The sequence below is a fragment of the Streptomyces sp. NPDC041135 genome (genome assembly GCF_055592085.1).
The window spans coordinates 21,689-38,334 of the sequence record NZ_JBVIYZ010000035.1; the positions used below are offsets into that span (position 1 = coordinate 21,689).

Consider the following 16,646-nt stretch of genomic DNA (forward strand, 5'->3'; position numbering starts at 1 on the left):
GTCTCGGAGGTACAGTCGGCGGCGGTCGGGGGGAGGTGTCCGTGAGGGAGACCGTCGGGCGGTACGGCGACGTGGCGTACGCCTTCCTGGGCGTCGCCCTGCTCGTCGCGTGGCTCCCCCTCACCGGCCTGACCGGGGTGGTCCTGTTCGTCCTGGGCTACCGGAAGGGGTTCCAGGACGACGGCGGCTTCGGGTTCTTCGACGCGCTGGAACTGGTCGTCGTCCTGCTGATCGCCCTGGGCATCGCCTACGCCCGCGGCCGCACCCGTGCTGAGGGGCCCGCCGCACCGGTCGCACCCGGGGCTGCGAGGACCGTGTCGGCGCGAGCGGGGAAGGGCGGCTCGGTGAGCGTCCAGGGATGCCTGGTGGCGGCCGAGTGCCTGGGTGGTGGGCTCCTCGCGGCGGCGACCGGCGCCGACCTCGTCTCCTCCGCGATGACCGGTGCCGGTGTATCGCTGCTGATCACGGGGCTGCTCCTGGGCTCGTGGATCCGCACCCTGCCACGCCCCGCTCCGGCCCCGCCGCGCCGGGGCACAGGGTGGGGCCCGGGGTACCCGCCCCGAGGGGGCGCGGGTTCCGGATTCGTACGTCCGCCCCGCAGGCCCGCGTCCGCGCCACGCCAGGGCTCGGAGTCGGTGCCACCGGATCCCGGCCAGTTCCGCGGGTGTCCTCCCGCGCCGGGCGACGTCTGGTTCGCCGAACTCCCCTTCGACGACGGCACCGGCTCCAAGGACAGACCGTGTCTGGTGGTCCGCACCTTCCGCCGTCACGCCCAGGTGCTCAAGATCACCAGCGCGGACAAGAGCGGCCGTCCCGACTACGTCCGGATGCCCGTGGCGGCCTGGGACCCGACCGCCGTACACGACAGCTGGCTCGAGCCGGCCCCACTGCGCGAACTGCCCTACACGGCGTTCCGGCGGCTCGCCGGTCCGTGCGACACCGGTGTCTGGGAACAGGTGAGGCGCCGCCACGGCCTCCGCTGAGCGGATGACGGTCGGCTTCGCGGCCCATCTGCTCGCTGCGTGGCCATTCCCGGGAGCCAGGGCGCCCCGGGCGCACCGCAGCGCGCCAGCCGAAGCCCCCGTAGGCCCCTGTGGGCCCGTCAGCGTGCGGGAGGGGGTGCCGGACGCAGGGCCCGGAAGACCGCCCAGGCGACCGAGACGAAGCGCACCGGCACGACCGCGCCGATCACGCCGGCACAAGGGGGCGACCCGCTCCGGCGAGCCCGCCGATCACGCCCTCGGGCGCTCCCGAGGAGGCTGCGGGCGGCGGAGCACGACCTCTGGCCTTCACGGTCACCGCAGGCCAAGCCGGTGACGCACCCGCTTTCGAGACGGTGGTGTCCCGCATCCGCGTGCCCCGCATCGGCCCGGGCAGGCCACGAACCCGGCCGCTGGCCGTGCTGGCCGTGCTGGCCGACCGGGCCTACTCATCCCTCGCCATCGCCTACCAGGCCGCACCCCACCTCGCATGCATCCTGAGCTGAACCCGACGCCGGCCAAAGAGACAGAACCTGGTCCAGCGTGATCTTCACCTGCCCGGCCGCCGCATGGGTGTGCCTCAGGTCCGTGACGCACTCGGGTGCAGGCGCAGTCCCGCCAGCGCAGTCAGCGCCGCGTCGTTGGCGCTCCGGAGGCCGATGGTCAGCCGGAGCCCCTCGCCGGCGTAGTGGCGCGCTTGAACACCCGCTCCGGTGAGTGCCGCGGCGGCCGCGTCGACCGGATCGGGCGCGGCGAGCCACACGGAATTGGCGTGGCCGGGGCATACCCGCCAACCGAGGCAGACGAGTTCACGCCGGAGCCGTTCCCGTTCGGCGACAAGAGTGTCCACACGCCGGCGCAGTTGGTCTTCGGCCCGCAGCGAGGCCTTCACCGCCGCTGTGGCCACCGCGTTGATCCCGAAGGGCAGCTGCTGCCGACGGATCCGCGCCACCAGGTCGGGGGCACCGAGTCCATAGCCCACCCGCAGGGCGGCGAGTCCGTAGGCCTTGGAGAAGGTGCGCAGGACCAGCAGGTTGGGGTGTGCGTCCAGGAGCGCGGGTGAATCCGGCGGATCGGCGTATCGGGCGAACTCTATGTACGCCTCGTCGAGGAGCACGGTGACGTGTCGGGGGACGTCACGCAGGAACGCCGACAGCGCGTCGGCGGTGACGAGGCTCCCGGTGGGGTTGTGGGGATTGCACAGCACCACGACGCGGGTGCGGTGATCGAGCGCCGCGAGCAGGGCGCCCAGATCCTGGTCTCCGTCCGGCGACAAGGGAATGGGGAGAGGGCGAGCGCCGACCATGGCGACCAGGAGGGGGTAGGCGTCGAACGACCGCCAGGCGTAGGCCACCGAGTCGCCGGGCCGGACCACTGCCCGGAGCAACTGCAGGGCCACGCCGACCGATCCGCTGCCGACCGCAACGCGGTCGGAGGTCACCTGGCGCCATGCGGCGATGTGCTCGGCGAGGTCGTCCGGGTGGTATTGCGGGTAGCGGTGAGCCAGCGCGACGGCCCGTTGCATCGCTTCGCGCACCGAAGGCAGCGGGGGGTACGGACTTTCGTTCAGGGCGAGTCGGTGCAGCACGGGGATGTCCATGGCTCAGTTCCGTCCGCCGTGCCACCGGACGGCGACTGCACCGGCGAAGTCGCCCGCGTGGGCGAATCCCCCGAGCACCGTCAGGTCCCCCTCCCCCACCCGCCCTGAGCCGATCGCGCGGTCCAAGGTCACCGGGATCGCCGCTCCGAACAGATTCCCGCACTCGTCGAAGGTGTTCAGATGCCGTTCGGCAGGCAGTTGCAGCGCCTCACGCCAGTTTCGCAGGAAGGTACGGTTGGGCTGGTTGGTGATGAGGACGTCGATGTCGCGGCTCGCCACGCCGAGCCGCCGGCACAGGTCCGTGACCACCTCGGGGACGAGGCGGTTACCGCGTGCCAGGACCTTGGCGACACTGGCGTCGGTGAACCCGATCCGCAGTTGCGACTCGCCGGGCTCCCAGTACTTGCGACCGTCGTCGACCGCCACGGTCATGTCACCGGCGTACTCGCCGATGTGCCGCGTCTCCACGTCGAGGACCGGCGATTGCGCCGACGTCGTCACGTAACCCACCCCGCACCCGTCGCCCGGGATCGCCGCCTGGGCGAGTCTGCGCACCTCGGACTGGGTGAACCACTGCCCCGCGGCGCTCTGCGCGTTGCAGATCAGCGCGGTCTTCGCGTCCGTGGAGGTGAGGATCTGCCGCGCCAGCTTCACCATGTACACAAACGACGCGCAGCCCGCGTTGGCCACGTCGACGAGCCACTCCGGGTTCAGGCCCAGCCGGCGGGCCACCTCGGTTCCGGCGCCGACGAACGGCAGATCCGGCAGCTGGCTGTGCACCAGTAGTACGTCGACGCCTCGGATCTCCGCCGCGCCGTGCCGTTCGATCAGGGGCTGTACGGCGCGTTCCACCATGTCCGCGTTGGTCTCGTCCCTGGCCACGTGGTGCCGTAACGGCGGCACCTTGAACATGGGATGGTCGCGGAGCTTGTCCTCGGCTCCGGGGAAGTCCATGTAGAACTCCGCGGGGACCGGCTCGCCGGGCAGGTAGCTGGCGACGTCGGTGAGGCTGACCGTAGTCACTGCTCCACCGCCCTCGTAGGAGCTGAACCGACCGGCAGACCGCCCCGGTGGCGATGCTCCAGGATGGCCTTGAGGTTGAGCATCTCCACGGTGTGCCCTGCGTAGAAGAGGTCCCAGTAGTCGCCCACCCAAGGCCGATCCGGGCGGGGAGCGAGGCCGGGATGCGGGTTGTCGTCGTAGTAGGGGTGACGGCAGTTGGTCCAGGTGATCACCGAACCCGGCCTGTCGAGTACCAGTCGGGCCGGTACGACACGCATCAGGTAGATCATCCACAGCTTCTCGCCCTGGTCCCAGGAGCAGTGGTAGTCAACGGTCATGGCCTCGGGGTTCGCGAGCACCTTGCAGTAGATCCTGGTGTCGTCCTCCAGCCGGTCGTGACCGACCCACAGCCCTGGTGTGCCGGTGGGCGCGAAGTCCCGCAGGCTGCAGGTCCACTCCTCCAGATGGTGTCCCTGGCGCAGGTAGTCGTAAGCCTGCTCCGGGGGGCAGTCGACGTACTCGTGGATGGTGCAGTACTGCCCGTAGACCTGATGGTGGGGGTAGACCGCGTGGGTGAGCTCCATGCAGCGGGCGGTCAGTTCCTCCTTGCCGGCGTTCTCGATCCGGACCAGACCGGGGATGTCAGCCAACGTGGACGACTTCTTGTTCATCTGAACCCTCCTTGCTCGTATCGGCTTCGGTGAAGGACTGGAAGGGAAGGAACGGGGGAATCTCCCGCGGATCACAGGCCACTGCGACCAGCGCGGGGCCGCCGCCCGCGTTGCTGCGCAGCAGCGCCGTGCGCAGTTGCGCCGCGTCCATGGCTTCCGTGGCCGCCAGGGACGGGAAGGCGGCGGCCACTCCGGCGGCGAGGTCGGTCCGGGCGAACAGGTCGTCGTCACGGCCCCCGCCCTGGAGGAACTCCTCTCGCAACGCGCACATGGCGTGGGCATTGTTGTTGAAGATCACGAACGTCACGGGTGCGTCGTACTCCAGGGCGGTGTGCACTTCCATCCCGTGCATGAAGAAGGACCCGTCGCCGGCGATGACGTAGGCACGTCGGCCGGTGGCGAGCGCGGCACCGATGCCGGCGCCGAAGGTGTAGCCCATGCCGCCCATGCCGACCGCCACCACGAAGCGGCCGTGGCGCGGTGCCGCGAGGAGATGGACCGCGCTGGCCCCCGCGTTGCCGGCGTCCACGAAGACGTGTGCGTCCTGGGGGAGCGCCGCCTGCACCGCGGCGACCGCCTGGGCGTGGGGGACCGTTCGCTCCCTGGCCTGACTGAGCGGACGCCGCGTGGGTGTGGGAAGGGGACCGGCGTGCGGCGGGCAGGGACGAGGGCGGGAGGGCAGCCGGGCGGTCACCGCGCGCAGCGCGTCCCGCAGGTTGCCACCGAGCGCGGTGCCTGTCACGAACGGAGGCTCGGAGCCGAGGCAGACGACGTGGGTGCCGGTCAGGGCCTGGTCGAGGCCGCCGCGTGCCAGGAGCGGCAGTCGGGTCCCGACGAGCAGGCACAGGTCAGCCCGCTGCAGACAGTCCTCGACGTTGGCGTGGCCCATCACCCCGGCAACACCTGCGAACCGGGGATCGCGGTTGTCGAAGACGTCCTTGGCGTCCGGGGTGACCGCCACCCAGGCCCCGAGGCGCCGGGCCAGTTCGGCCAGATGACCACGCGTGTCGGTGGCGGCGACTTCCTCACCGGCGATGACGAGGACGCGATCGGCCTGGCGCAGGGCGTCCGACACGGCACTGAGGGCTGCTGCGTCGAGCCGCGCCGCGGCTGCCGCAGCGGGGCCGCCCGGTGTCGGGGCGGCGTCGCGGGCGGGCACGTGGATCCGGGTCTGCTGTACGTCCTTGGGGAGCAACAGCACCGCTGGGCCGCGTGGATCGGCCTGTGCCGCCGCGACTGCCCGGGGCAGCAACTCCGTGAACGAGTGCGCGTCGTCGACCCGGGCGCAGAACCTGGAGACGGGTGCGAAGACCTCCCTCGCATCGAAGGTGCCCGCCTTCCCACTGGAGTCCTGGAACGCTCCGCGCCCTTCCTGGCCGGTCGGCGGCTGGCCCACCAGGGCCAGCACGGGCACCCGGGAGGCGTATGCCTCCGCAAGACCCGGTACGAGATTCATCGCCCCACCGCCCGAGGTGGCGGCGACCACGCCGAGGCGCCCGGTGGTACGGGCGTATCCGTCGGCCATGGTGACGGCGGCGAACTCGTGTTTGGCGATGACGCTGCGGACGGCTCCGTCGCGGTGCACAGCGTCGTACAGGTCCTCGATGTTGGCGCCGCCGACACCGAACATATGGGTGACGCCGGCCCGGGCGAGTTCCCTGGCCAGATGGTCGACGAGGCGTACCGGCTCTGCTTCGCGCGATCCGGAAGCCGTGATGGTCATGCGGGGCGCCCTTCCCTCTCGTGGTGCCGGTCGATGAGGCCGGCCGGCGAGATGACCTGAAAGCGGTGCCGATATTCCTTGGGGGTGAGTCCCAGGGTTCTTCCGAAGGAGCGGAAGAACGTCTCAGTGGCGGGGAATCCGCAGCGACCGGCTATCTGCCTGATCGTCAGGTCTGTGGATTCCAGCAGGTCGCGTGCGCGGGAGATGCGCGTCCGCTCGACATACTGGCCCGGAGTCACACCGACCTCGCGCCGGAACACCCGGGCGAAGTTGCGCTGGCTCATGTTGGCCTGCTGCGCGATCTCGGCCACGGGCAGCGGGTTGTTCAGGTTCTCCTGAATCCACTCCTGTGCTGCCCGGATCGGCGGATGGTCGGCCAACTGGGCGTCGAGGACGGCGCTGTACTGAGACTGTCCTCCGTGCCGCTTGAGGAACAGCACCAGAAATCGTGCCGCCTCCAGTGCGAGTGCCGATCCGTGATCGGCCTCCACCAGAGCCAGCGCCATGTCGATGCCCGTCGAGACGCCCGCGGAGGTCACGAAGGGCCCGTCTTGGACGAAGATCGGCTCGGCGTCCACCGTCACCTTCGGAAAGCGGCGCGCCATCGCCTTGCTGTAGGCCCAGTGGGTGGTGGCGCGTCTGCCGTCGAGTAGACCCGCCTCGGCCAGCAGGAAGGATCCGCCGCATACCGAGGCGGTTCTGCGCGACCGGGCCGCTGCCCCGCCGATCCAGGACACGAGCGCCTGGTCCCGGAGCGCGTTGTCGAGACTCCACCCGCCCGGAACGAGGAGCGTGTCGATCGGGCCCTGCGCCGACTCCAGTGGCGAGGCCTCCGCCACCATCCCCGAGCTCATGCGCACCCGTGGTGCGTCGGAGGAGACGAACTCAGCCTGGTAGGGGGTGCCCGAGGGGCCCAGGAGCCGGTTCGCGGTATCGAACACTTCAATCGGTCCGGTGATGTCCAGCGCCATCGCGCCCGTGTACACCACCACAACAACACGTCGCTTCAACACGGTCACAGCCTGTATCGGATGCCGTACTGGCTGCAATGACAGATTACTGACGGATCCGGCCAACCAGCGGCGCCGGACGGGCGGGAACGGCGCTGGCAAGGAGTTTCGTCCGCCAGGCGGGCAGCGCTGGGTGAGGCAGCTCACAGCAGCACGGTGCTGCCGCGCGCGCCGACTTCCGTCGATCGGGCCGGCCTTGACGGCATCGCTCTGTGCTCGACACCTTCGACCGGTGACAGAAGCCGGCGCGCTCGTGGCGACGACCCGCAGTTCGCCGGGCGCACCCCGTGCCACCCGCCTCGACATCCGGCTCAGCGCGACCGTCCGTGATCCCGGCGCCGTCCGCTGCCGGGTGCGTTGAACGACGTCCAGGCCGAAGCGGAGGAGGGCCCCGTGCGGTCCCAGGCCGCCGCAGGACTCCGGCTTTCCGGCAGCGGTCCGGCTCGTCCGTCCACTCCCGGGGCTGATGCAACTGCCGGTCCAGGGGACACGATGCCGTGTCCGTGGCGGCATGCACGCTGACTGCAACCTGGCAGTTCGCCCGCTTGCCCATCGCTGCGCAGTACTGGCGGACCACTCCGACCGATGCCGTCCCGCACTTGGGAGACGACACATCATCGACCACCCACAGCTCAGGACTGATCGCGTCACACAGCCGCTGAGCGGTCCGCCGCCGTACTGGAAGCCAGTCCCACGGCGACTGGTTCACGAACTGCTGCAGGGCCTGCATGTTCCCGTCCGGCAACCACTCGGCCATCGGCTGGACCGACTTGCGCCGGCCGTCCAGCATCAGGCCCCGCAGATAACACTCGCCCCACCGCCGCTGATCCCGCCCCGGCGCCGAAGCGAAGCGAACACATCGCCAACGAACCCCGATAACTCAGCGCGGAGCCGTTCCACTTCCCCCAGCCTCACACCACGGAGATGCCCACCCAGGCGAGATCACTCGACGTAACGACACCTTCTAGGTCGTTCACCGGCGAACGACCGCACCGAGCCCAGGTGCACCGCACGGGCCGAGCCCGCCCCGAAGCCGACAAAAAGTGCATACACCTCACCCGTTTGCCACACTGAGGAGTACGGACGGCCGACGGAGGGCGGTACCGCGATGACTGCCGATCCGTTCACCATTCTGCGGGTCGAGGACATGCTCCTGCTGCACGTTTCGGTGATCAACCTTGAGCGCGACGGCTCCCGGCTGGTGCGCGAGAACGCGGACGAACCGGCGGTGCTGCTCTTCGAGCTTCCGCCGCAGCACGTCGGCGAGTCGGACGTGCCCGGTGCCTTCCCGCCGACGGTCCCGGCGGTCCCGGCGGTCTCGGCCGGGACGAGCAGGCTGGCGTTGCTGCTCCCGGACGGCGAGGACGGCGTCGACCTCGCCTCGGAGGCGCTGCTGGCCTGGGAACTCCTGCGGAACACCTCCGTACCGGTGTCCATACCTCCCGACGACGGCGAGATCTCCGTCTTCAGCGGACTGCCGCGCACCGCGATCGAGTTCCCCGCCCGCCTCCTGCTGGGGACCGAGGGGGACAGCGGATGGTCCTTCGCGCACGGCCCGGTGTCCGAGGACGGGCACGCACCGCTGTGGCGCGCGGCGTTGACGAGACAGGACGGAGCCGAGGGGCTGCTCAAGGCATTCGCCGCCTTCACGGACACTCCGCAGCGCATCAGCTCCCCCGTCAGTGACGACAACCTGCGGGACCTCATCAAGGTCACCAGCGCCGGCGAGCTGATCCTCGACGGCGTGCCGGTCGAGGGATTCCAGCGTGAGCCGCTGCGCGCCGAACGCTTCATCCTCACCCCGCTCGGCGCGTGCGTCCGGATGAGCGGCGACTTCGCGCCGCTGCCGGGGATCTCTCTGCAGGGCTACCACCACGAGGCGGAACTGGGCCGGGACCAGTACGTACGGGTCGTCGAACGCGGCTTCCTGAGCTCGGGCCACGCGGCGGTCCGCACGAAGACCGCCAAGCGCAGGTTCGTGGCCCAAGGGGACGGCACGGTGGTCGCGTACCTGGTGAGGGAGGACCGCATCACCGTCACCCAGCCCGAGCAGACGTACGGGGAGGGAGTCGGCTATCACCATGTGGGCCAGAGCATGCCGTTCGCGGCGCTGCGCATCACCGACACCATCACTCCGCCGCTCGCCCCCGCCGACAACACCCACTGGGTGAAGCCGGAGGGGTCCGGTGAGCCGTTCCGCTTCACCGTCATCGGCACCGACAGCGAGCAGCGCCACGTCACGTTCACCATGCCGCTGATGTTCTTCACGCTGAACGACGTCTCCAGCGTGGACGTGGCCGGGATCTACGGCTCCGCTCCCGAGGACCTTCGCCGGGTCACGCTCCAGGGCCAGACCATGGCCCTGACGCCGCTGCCGGACGGCGTGGAGTCCGGTGCCACGAGCATGCCGGTCGGGTCGCTCACCTTCACGATGGCCCCCGTGTCCGGTCATCCGCTGGGCGCGCTGCCGGAGATGCAGCTTGCCACGGCCCGGGTACACGCCGTGGAGCAGCTCACCGGTTCGCCCGCCGAGCGGCAGGTCACCCTGCGCCGGGATTACGTCGCCAACGGGTTCGCCGCCGCGGGTCCCAGCTCCGCCTTCCTCGACCTGGTCGACCCGCTGGCCGTGAGCTTCGCCGCGGAGAAGGCCGGCGGTCTCGCGCAGCCGTCCTCGGTGGTCCAGGCGATCACGGCGAAGGCGGGACTGCTGCCACAGGACTTCGCCGGTGCCGCGACCGCTGTCAGCGTGGACCAGCTCCAGCACATCTTCGGCGACGCCAAACTGCTCGGCTCGGTCGACCTGTTCACACTGCTCGAGCCGGTCGCTCCCGCCGGCATCAACGGTCTGGCCCAGCTGACCGGCCCGCACGCCGACGAGATCATCGCCGACCGGCTGGCGAGGGGCCTGCTGCCCGTGCCGATCCTGCGGGCCCGCGAACTGGCGAACGGCCGGGAACTGCGCTACCTGTGGACGCCCGCGCTCCATCAGGGCCGGACCCCGTTGGTGCCCGGGGCCGACTTCGCCGCGATCAACCTGACGAACGCCTCCCTCACGCTGGAGGCCACCACGGTCTGCACGCCGGACGCCGCGCAGAAGTCGACCGTACGCGGCGTACTGACCGGCTTCGGCCTGGACTTCGCCGGCCTCCTGACCGTCGACTTCGGCCGGATCGAGTTCGTCACGAAGCCGGGCAGCCGGCCGGTCCTCAACGCCTCCGGTCTGCAGGTCGGCTTCAAGAGCGCGCTGGAATTCATCAACACGCTCAAGGAACTGCTGCCGAAGGATGGCTTCGGCAAGGGCGCCTACGTGGACGTCGACCAGAGCGGGATCAAGGCGGGATACACCCTCGCCGTTCCCGCCGTGCAGTTCGGCGCCTTCAGCCTGAGCAACGTGTCACTCGGCGCGGAGCTGCGGATCCCGTTCGACGACCGGCAGGTGGTCACCTTCCGCTTCTCGGTCGCCGAGCGGTTCCACCCGTTCAACCTGAGCGTCGGCATCTTCGGCGGCGGCGGGTTCTTCTCGCTGACGGTCAGCCCGGCCGGTATCCAGCTCATCGAGGGGTCACTGGAGTTCGGCGGCAACACCTCGCTCGATCTCGGGGTCGCCAGCGGCGGCGTCCATCTGATGGCGGGGATCTACTTCGCGTACAGCGATCAGGCGGTGCAGCTCACCGGGTATCTGCGCTGCGGCGGCTATCTGTCCGTGCTGGGTCTGGTCAGCGTGTCCGTGGAGTTCTCTCTGAAGCTCACGTACGTCAAGTCCGGCAACCATACGGAAGTGTACGGCGAGGGCACCCTCACCGTCAGTGTGAAGGTGGCGTTCTTCAGCAAGTCCGTCTCCCTCGGACTGCAACGCCGTTTCGGCGGCTCGGGCGACCCGAGCTTCGCCGACTGTGTGAAGCCGGGCCACTGGGACACGTACTGCCTGGCCTTCGCCCCCTGAGCCGGGCGCGTCACGGGATCTGCGCGGGACGAACGAGACGAAGGGGAATCCACTCGTGACGATCGAACAGCGCATCCAGTGGGTCGTCCTGCCGGCCGGCCTGTCGCCCGACGGGGCCCAGGCCCTGGTCTCGGTGTTCGTGGCGCCCCGGCTGAGCGTCGACGGCGACGGCCAGGGGGCGACCCTCGCCCCGTTCGAGGACTTCCTCGACTGGCCGGCGCTCCTGGCGAACGCCCGGTTCATGCTCGACACCGCGACCGTGGACGAGGGCACCGGGCGCAGCACGGCGGCCGGTGCGCCGTTCGGCCCACTCACCCTCGCCGGGGATCCCGCCGACTCGAACCTCTGGAAGCGGTTCTTCCACCCGGACACCCCGCTGGATTCCTTCGCCTTCGACGACTACGCGCCACGGGCGAAAGTGACCTATGCGGCGGCGGACCTGGCCAGAGCGGGCCGTCGGGCCTACGCCGACATCGCGTCCGCCTCGCCGACCGAGCTGCCGGACCCCGCGGCCATGAGCGGGTTCGCCGGATTCCCCTCGAGCGAGGACATGCCCGACACCCTGCAGAACGTCGCCGGGAAGCTCGACGACGCCGACGCACGAGCCGCCGACGACCCCACCGGTAACGTACAGCCGGATCTCTCCTCGGCCCAGGAGCAGTTCCTCGCTTTCCATCCGCAGATACGGGACGGGTCCACCGGGGCGGGCGAGCTGCCGCAGCCGCCGCCGCGGCCCGATAAGCCCAAGCCCGACTTCCACCAGATGCTCTCCGCCCTCGGCGACCATCCGGCGCTGCTGCGCCGCCTCGGCCTGGTCATCGACCTGGCCCTGCCGGTCGGCCAACTGCCTCGCAGCCATGGGGGGCTGGGCCTGGTGCTCGTGCCCACCGTCCCGTCGGCGCTCCCGGACTCCGCCAGTGTCCCGGACACGCCGGCCACGTTGTACGTCCTGGACCAGGACGGGAACTTCTGCGCCGCCGCCTCCGGATCCGATCCGCTGGGTCCGCCCGCCCGCGGGCTGCTCGCGCTGCCCGTCAGCGAGAGTGACGACGGCGTCGAACGGCCCGACACGTACCGCATCGAGCAGACCGACACGGACGGTACGAACCTGAAGCTGCTCGCCGCGTCCGCCGCCGCCGATGCGCCGCCCGAGGGCTCACCCGCCCCCGCCGCGCCGCCGACCGTACGGACCACCGGCCTCGCCCTCGTCCACACCGGCCACGCACAGGCCCTCCAGTCCGATCTCCTGCACGCCGCCGACCAGCACCGGCAGCGGGACGATGCCGACCTGACCACGTTCACCTCGGAGGACCTGGTGCGAGGCTACCGGATCGACGTCGACGACCGGGGAAAGTGGCGGTCCTTGAACGAACGCATCGTGAGCTACAACCCGCCCGGCGCGCAGGCGGGCACTCCGCCCATCGTTCCCCCCGTCGCGGACGAGGGTTTCGTGCAGACCGGCCTGATGCAGCCGGACGGGCCCGACGGCCGCGTCCATGTGCACGAGCACGTGGTCACCTGGAACGGCTGGGCCCTGTCGGCTCCCCTGCCGGGCAATGTGATGGTCGACGGTTACGACCCGAACGGCGGCCCCGGTACCCCGGACCCGACGGCGGGACCGCGGCCCGTCCGCAATGAGGCATTCACGAAGCTGCCACTGGAGATCGAGACCGCTCCGAAGCCGGGCAGCCTGCCCCGGCTGCGCTTCGGTGCTCAGTACAAACTCCGTGTCCGCACCGTCGACCTGGCGGGCAACGGCCCCACCGTGGACCAGGCGACGGACCGGATGGACCAGGACGATCTGGCGCTGCCCGTCGGCGGGACCACCTTCCGGCGGCACGAACCGGTCCCGGCCCCCCTGCTGCTGCCGCGCTCCCCCTTCCTGGAGGGAACCGGCGCGCACCGGATGGTGATCCGCAGCGACGACGGGCGGTCCACCGCCGCGTACGCCGCCGCCTTCAACGCATCCCCGCTGGTCACCGGTGGGACGCATCCGCCGTACCTGCCCGTTGACGAACGGCATCTGGTGGCTCCGAAGGCGTCGCTGGAGTGCGTCGAACGCCACGGCAAGCTGGACGACGCGATCGCCTCCGGCAACTCGACGACCCGGCAGGCGGTGTACCAGCTCGCCGTACGGGAGTCGGGCAGTCTCGACGATCCCGGGCTGCCCGGCTTCCGGGCGGCGCCCGATACCCCGGGGCACCCCGGCGGCTACACGCTGCACACCGGGGAGTCGATCCAGGTGCCGTACCTGCCCGATCCACTGTCGCTGGGCGTGGTCTTCCACGGGCTGCCGGGCCTGCCCGAGAACCAGCGGGACGAGCCCTTCGAGGTGCCGTGGGCCGGTGCGCAGTGGCACACGCCCCGGTCGTTGCGGCTGCGGGTCGTCGAGGGGTCCGGGCCGCCGGTTCTCGACGCGGCCGCCCGCGTGCTGACGGTCTCGCTGCCCAAGGCGGCGGTGGCCGTCGTACGGGTCAGCTCCAAGGTCCGCGTCGACGAAGGGATCATGGGCATGCTGCGCTGGTGCCACGACGAGCTGGGCGACAGCAGCGACGGCTTCGCCGCCATCATGAACGCGGCCCGGAGCGGCCGTCACTGGATGCTCACGCCCTGGTACGAGCTCACTCTGGTCCATGCCGTGCAGCACCCCCTGATGGCGCCCGTCCTGGAGATCCCGGACCTCGCGGGGCGTGATCACGGCGAGACCGCCGAGCACCTGTCGGGAACGGTCGGCGTGGACCCCGCGAGCACCGACCGGATCGATCTGTTCGCGGAGTGGACCGAGGTGACCGACGACCCGGCGCAGGAGGAGCCCGGTACGCCGCAGGACCGTGCGGCGCCGGTCTTCGGGCTGACGCTGCCGAAGCCGCCGCTCGAGGGGAGCGACGTCCCCGACGACCCTGCCTCCCTCCCCTTCGTTCTGGCCGGCGGCACGCTGTTCTTCAACACCCGGGCGGCCGAGCAGGCGCGCGCCGAGGGCGACAGCAGCATTCCGCCGACCTTGCAGAAGCAGGAGTTCGGCGATACGAAGCACCGGACGGTGCGGTACCACGTGGTGGCGACCACGCCGTTCGCCGACAGCTTCCCGGCCGATCTCGGGGACCATCCCGAGCAGCGGTTGCTGTCCCGGCCGGGTGAGCAGCCGGTCGACGTCACGCACACGGTGTTCAGCAGCGCCAAGCCGGCGGCGCCCAAGGTGATCGACGTTGTGCCGACCCAGTCCTTCGACGCGTCCGGTTCCCTGCCCGGCACGCTCACCCGCCGCCGGCTCGGCGGCCTGCGGGTCTATCTGGAGCGGCCGTGGTTCTCCTCCGGCGAGGGCGAGTTGCTCGGGGTGCTGGTCCGCGACGAGGGGAGCGACGCGCCGGAGTCCTCGTACCCCTTCATCAGCGTGATGGGCCGCGACCCCATCCACGTCTCGGCGCCCGTCAGCGCGCCGACGGCGTCCGCCTTCCCCGGCGCCGCGACGGTCGCGGCGGGCCTCCCCTTGCCGGAGCCCTCGGACTTCACCGCCGGCTTCACGGTCACGGCCGTCGGCTACGAGCCGCGGTTCGACCGGGATGCCGGCCGCTGGTTCTGCGACATCGATCTCGACACCGGAGGCGCCTACTTCCCGTTCGTCCGGCTGGCGCTGACGCGCTTCCAGCCCGACTCCCTGCCGGGTGACCATCTGTCGCAGATCGTGCTCACGGACAACTTGAGGGTCCTCCCCGAGCGCGTCCTCACCGTGGCCGGCACAGATCCCCTGCTCGTCCAGCTGTCCGGTCCCAACTACACCGTGCCCGGCGGGGCCGACACGGGCGTGCGTCCCCCCAGGGCGACGGCGTTCCTCCAGGAGCGCGATCCGGAACTCGACGACGACGCCGTCGCCTGGTTCAACCTGGAGGACAGCGCGTCCCCACTCGACCGCGTCGACGACGTCTCCCTCTCCGCCTCCGACTACACGGGGCAGCTGCCCCTTCCGGGCGGTGGGCCGGACAGCGGGGCGGCCCGGAGGCTCCTGGTCGTCGAGGAGGCGGTCACGGTCGCCTACCATCCCGAGGACCCGGAGTCGGGGACGCAGGGCAGCGTCGTCTACATGGACACGGTGGATGTGGAATCACCGCACCACGACGGCCCGCACCCTGGCCCGCACGGGCCTCACCATGGGCCACATGACGGGCCGCACGGCCCGCACGACGGCCCGCATGACGGTCCCCACGGCGGACCGCACGGTCCACATGACGGTCCCCATGGAGGGCCCCACGGAGGGCCGCACGGCGGACCGCACGGAGGACCTCACGGCGGGCCGCACGGAGGGCCTCACGGCGGACCGCACGGTTCCCACCACTGAGGAGGCGGCCATGGGGCTGTTCCCCGATCTCAAGGACGACCTGCTGGAGCGGGACGCCGGTCTGGACAAGGCGTTCCACGACGCGAAGGAGACCCCGTCCGGGCAGGCGCTCGGCAGCGAGCCGGTCGTCGTCGTGGCCCTCAACCAGCAGGAGCCGCACTTCTTCACCGGACAGCTCGAACTCGAGGTCCACTACTCGGCGAGCCTGCTGAAGACCACCGCCATGTGGGCGGCACACGAACTGCTGCGCGCCGCGAACGAACTGGTGGACTCCTTCGACGCGCGACCGCCTCCGGCCGACGTCATCACCATGCTGCGCGACACGTTCGATCCGCTCATCGACGCGCAGCGGGTGGCCCAGCTCCGAGGGGTGGACATGGGAAACACCCTGCTTCCGCGCTGGGACGACGTTTTCGACGTGCGAGCGGATTCCTTCGTGGAATTCACTCCCGCGTTCTCCGACAAGCTGTCGGACGCGATCGCCAACGGCAGCAACACTTCCGCCGGCACGGTGATCCACGGGCTGGGCTTCGGCTATCTCACCATGGCCGCGGCCTCGGCGGGGTTCTTCGATGACAGCGCCACCGGCAGCCCGGAGACGGCCGACGGCATGTGGCTGTGCGGCGACTTCGCCAACGGATTCACGCCCCGGCGCATTCCGTGCGTCAACGACACCGGGCCCGTGGCGCAGGCGACGTCCGCGCGGCAGATGGCGCGTCTGTTCACCTTTCTGGGCGGCCGGAGTCTGGCCGGTACGCAGAACACCCCGCTTGTCGACGGGGACGGCGACGAAGCCATGCTGACCCTGCTGCGGCAGGCGGTGCTGAATCGTCATTCCATGCTCGACCAGGACACCACGGTGAACTTCGACATGGTGTTCTCGAAGGTCGGGCAGGGGCCGCTGAACACGGGAGCGGTCGTGTGCTCGGAAGCGGCGATCATCGACGAAAGGTCCACCGGCAGACGCTTCGTCGCGGTCTTCCAGAACCGCGTGGGCACCACGTCCGCTCAGCTCGAGCCGGTGTCCCAGCTCGTCGACACCACTCTCGTCAACTTCCTCTTCCCGTAGGAGCCATACGCGCAACCTCATCGCCCTGTCGCCCTCCTCCGCGTCGCCTGCGACGCGGGCGGCGTCACGGCCCCGCCGACGCCCCACCAGGCGTCCGCACCGGCCGCGCGGCCGGACTCCCCCACCGGGTCCGTCTCTTGGAACCCAGCCGCTCGTACCACTCGACCGCCGCCGCAGCGTCCTCGACGCGAACACTGCCTGATGCGGCACTGGGCGTGGCCTAGGCGCTGTTTCTCGGATCATGTGCGGAGCCAGATGATGAGTGCTGCGACGGTGACGGTGCCGAGGTAGGTGTAGGCCCGTTTCTCGTAGCGT

The 16,646-nt window shown here is 70.5% G+C and carries 9 protein-coding genes and 2 pseudogenes; 5 read left to right on the plus strand and 6 right to left on the minus strand.

All coding sequences use genetic code 11. The features are described from left to right. Positions 1 to 41 precede the first annotated feature (41 nt). Together ACZ6CZ_RS35085 and ACZ6CZ_RS35090 are read left to right on the plus strand one after the other, a co-directional pair. Complete coding sequence (locus ACZ6CZ_RS35085; RefSeq protein ID WP_469029549.1) at positions 42 to 983, plus strand: hypothetical protein; 942 nt, start codon at positions 42 to 44, stop codon at positions 981 to 983. Between the two features lie 211 nt (positions 984 to 1,194). Then, positions 1,195 to 1,444 (plus strand): annotated as a pseudogene (locus tag ACZ6CZ_RS35090) (IS5/IS1182 family transposase); the annotation flags it as partial. A gap of 116 nt (positions 1,445 to 1,560) precedes the next feature. On the opposite strand, the gene ACZ6CZ_RS35095 reads toward ACZ6CZ_RS35090, so the two are convergent. From ACZ6CZ_RS35095 to ACZ6CZ_RS35120, 6 genes and pseudogenes are all read right to left on the minus strand, one after another. Next, positions 1,561 to 2,580, minus strand: a complete 1,020-nt coding sequence (locus ACZ6CZ_RS35095; RefSeq protein ID WP_469029551.1) for a histidinol-phosphate transaminase — start codon at positions 2,578 to 2,580, stop codon at positions 1,561 to 1,563. A 3-nt stretch (positions 2,581 to 2,583) separates the two neighbouring features. Continuing rightward, positions 2,584 to 3,603: a 3-oxoacyl-ACP synthase III family protein gene (locus ACZ6CZ_RS35100; RefSeq protein ID WP_469029555.1), complete on the minus strand. Its 1,020-nt coding sequence runs from the start codon at positions 3,601 to 3,603 to the stop codon at positions 2,584 to 2,586. Then, complete coding sequence (locus ACZ6CZ_RS35105; protein WP_469029557.1) at positions 3,600 to 4,253, minus strand: SRPBCC family protein; 654 nt, start codon at positions 4,251 to 4,253, stop codon at positions 3,600 to 3,602. Before ACZ6CZ_RS35105 ends, ACZ6CZ_RS35100 begins: the two co-directional genes overlap by 4 nt. Continuing rightward, positions 4,225 to 5,976: a thiamine pyrophosphate-binding protein gene (locus ACZ6CZ_RS35110; RefSeq protein ID WP_469029560.1), complete on the minus strand. Its 1,752-nt coding sequence runs from the start codon at positions 5,974 to 5,976 to the stop codon at positions 4,225 to 4,227. The genes ACZ6CZ_RS35105 and ACZ6CZ_RS35110 overlap by 29 nt, the downstream gene beginning before the upstream one ends. Continuing rightward, complete coding sequence (locus ACZ6CZ_RS35115; RefSeq protein ID WP_469029564.1) at positions 5,973 to 6,995, minus strand: GlxA family transcriptional regulator; 1,023 nt, start codon at positions 6,993 to 6,995, stop codon at positions 5,973 to 5,975. The genes ACZ6CZ_RS35110 and ACZ6CZ_RS35115 overlap by 4 nt, the downstream gene beginning before the upstream one ends. A 406-nt stretch (positions 6,996 to 7,401) precedes the next feature. Further along, positions 7,402 to 7,901 (minus strand): annotated as a pseudogene (locus ACZ6CZ_RS35120) (IS701 family transposase); the annotation flags it as partial. Positions 7,902 to 8,094: 193 nt separating this feature from the next. On the opposite strand from ACZ6CZ_RS35120, the gene ACZ6CZ_RS35125 reads away from it, so the two are divergent. The 3 genes from ACZ6CZ_RS35125 to ACZ6CZ_RS35135 are packed head-to-tail and all read left to right on the plus strand — an operon-like array spanning position 8,095 to position 16,331. Continuing rightward, positions 8,095 to 10,929 (plus strand): hypothetical protein, encoded by a 2,835-nt coding sequence (locus ACZ6CZ_RS35125; protein ID WP_469029567.1) that lies wholly within the window; start codon positions 8,095 to 8,097, stop codon positions 10,927 to 10,929. A gap of 55 nt (positions 10,930 to 10,984) precedes the next feature. Further along, a complete protein-coding gene (locus ACZ6CZ_RS35130; protein ID WP_469029571.1) occupies positions 10,985 to 15,262 on the plus strand; it encodes a hypothetical protein in 4,278 nt (1,425 codons plus the stop codon). Between the two features lie 10 nt (positions 15,263 to 15,272). After that, the gene (locus ACZ6CZ_RS35135; protein WP_469029574.1) at positions 15,273 to 16,331 is read left to right on the plus strand and encodes a hypothetical protein; all 1,059 of its coding nucleotides are present in this window, start codon (positions 15,273 to 15,275) and stop codon (positions 16,329 to 16,331) included. Positions 16,332 to 16,646: the final 315 nt, after the last annotated feature.

What these genes read in the sequence shown, in the direction of transcription:
- ACZ6CZ_RS35105 (WP_469029557.1), bottom strand. Translation starts at nt 4,253, where the DNA reads ATGAACAAGAAGTCGTCCACGTTGGCTGACATCCCCGGTCTGGTCCGG.
- ACZ6CZ_RS35110 (WP_469029560.1), bottom strand. Translation starts at nt 5,976, where the DNA reads ATGACCATCACGGCTTCCGGATCGCGCGAAGCAGAGCCGGTACGCCTC.
- ACZ6CZ_RS35135 (WP_469029574.1), top strand. Translation starts at nt 15,273, where the DNA reads ATGGGGCTGTTCCCCGATCTCAAGGACGACCTGCTGGAGCGGGACGCC.
- ACZ6CZ_RS35095 (WP_469029551.1), bottom strand. Translation starts at nt 2,580, where the DNA reads ATGGACATCCCCGTGCTGCACCGACTCGCCCTGAACGAAAGTCCGTAC.
- ACZ6CZ_RS35125 (WP_469029567.1), top strand. Translation starts at nt 8,095, where the DNA reads ATGACTGCCGATCCGTTCACCATTCTGCGGGTCGAGGACATGCTCCTG.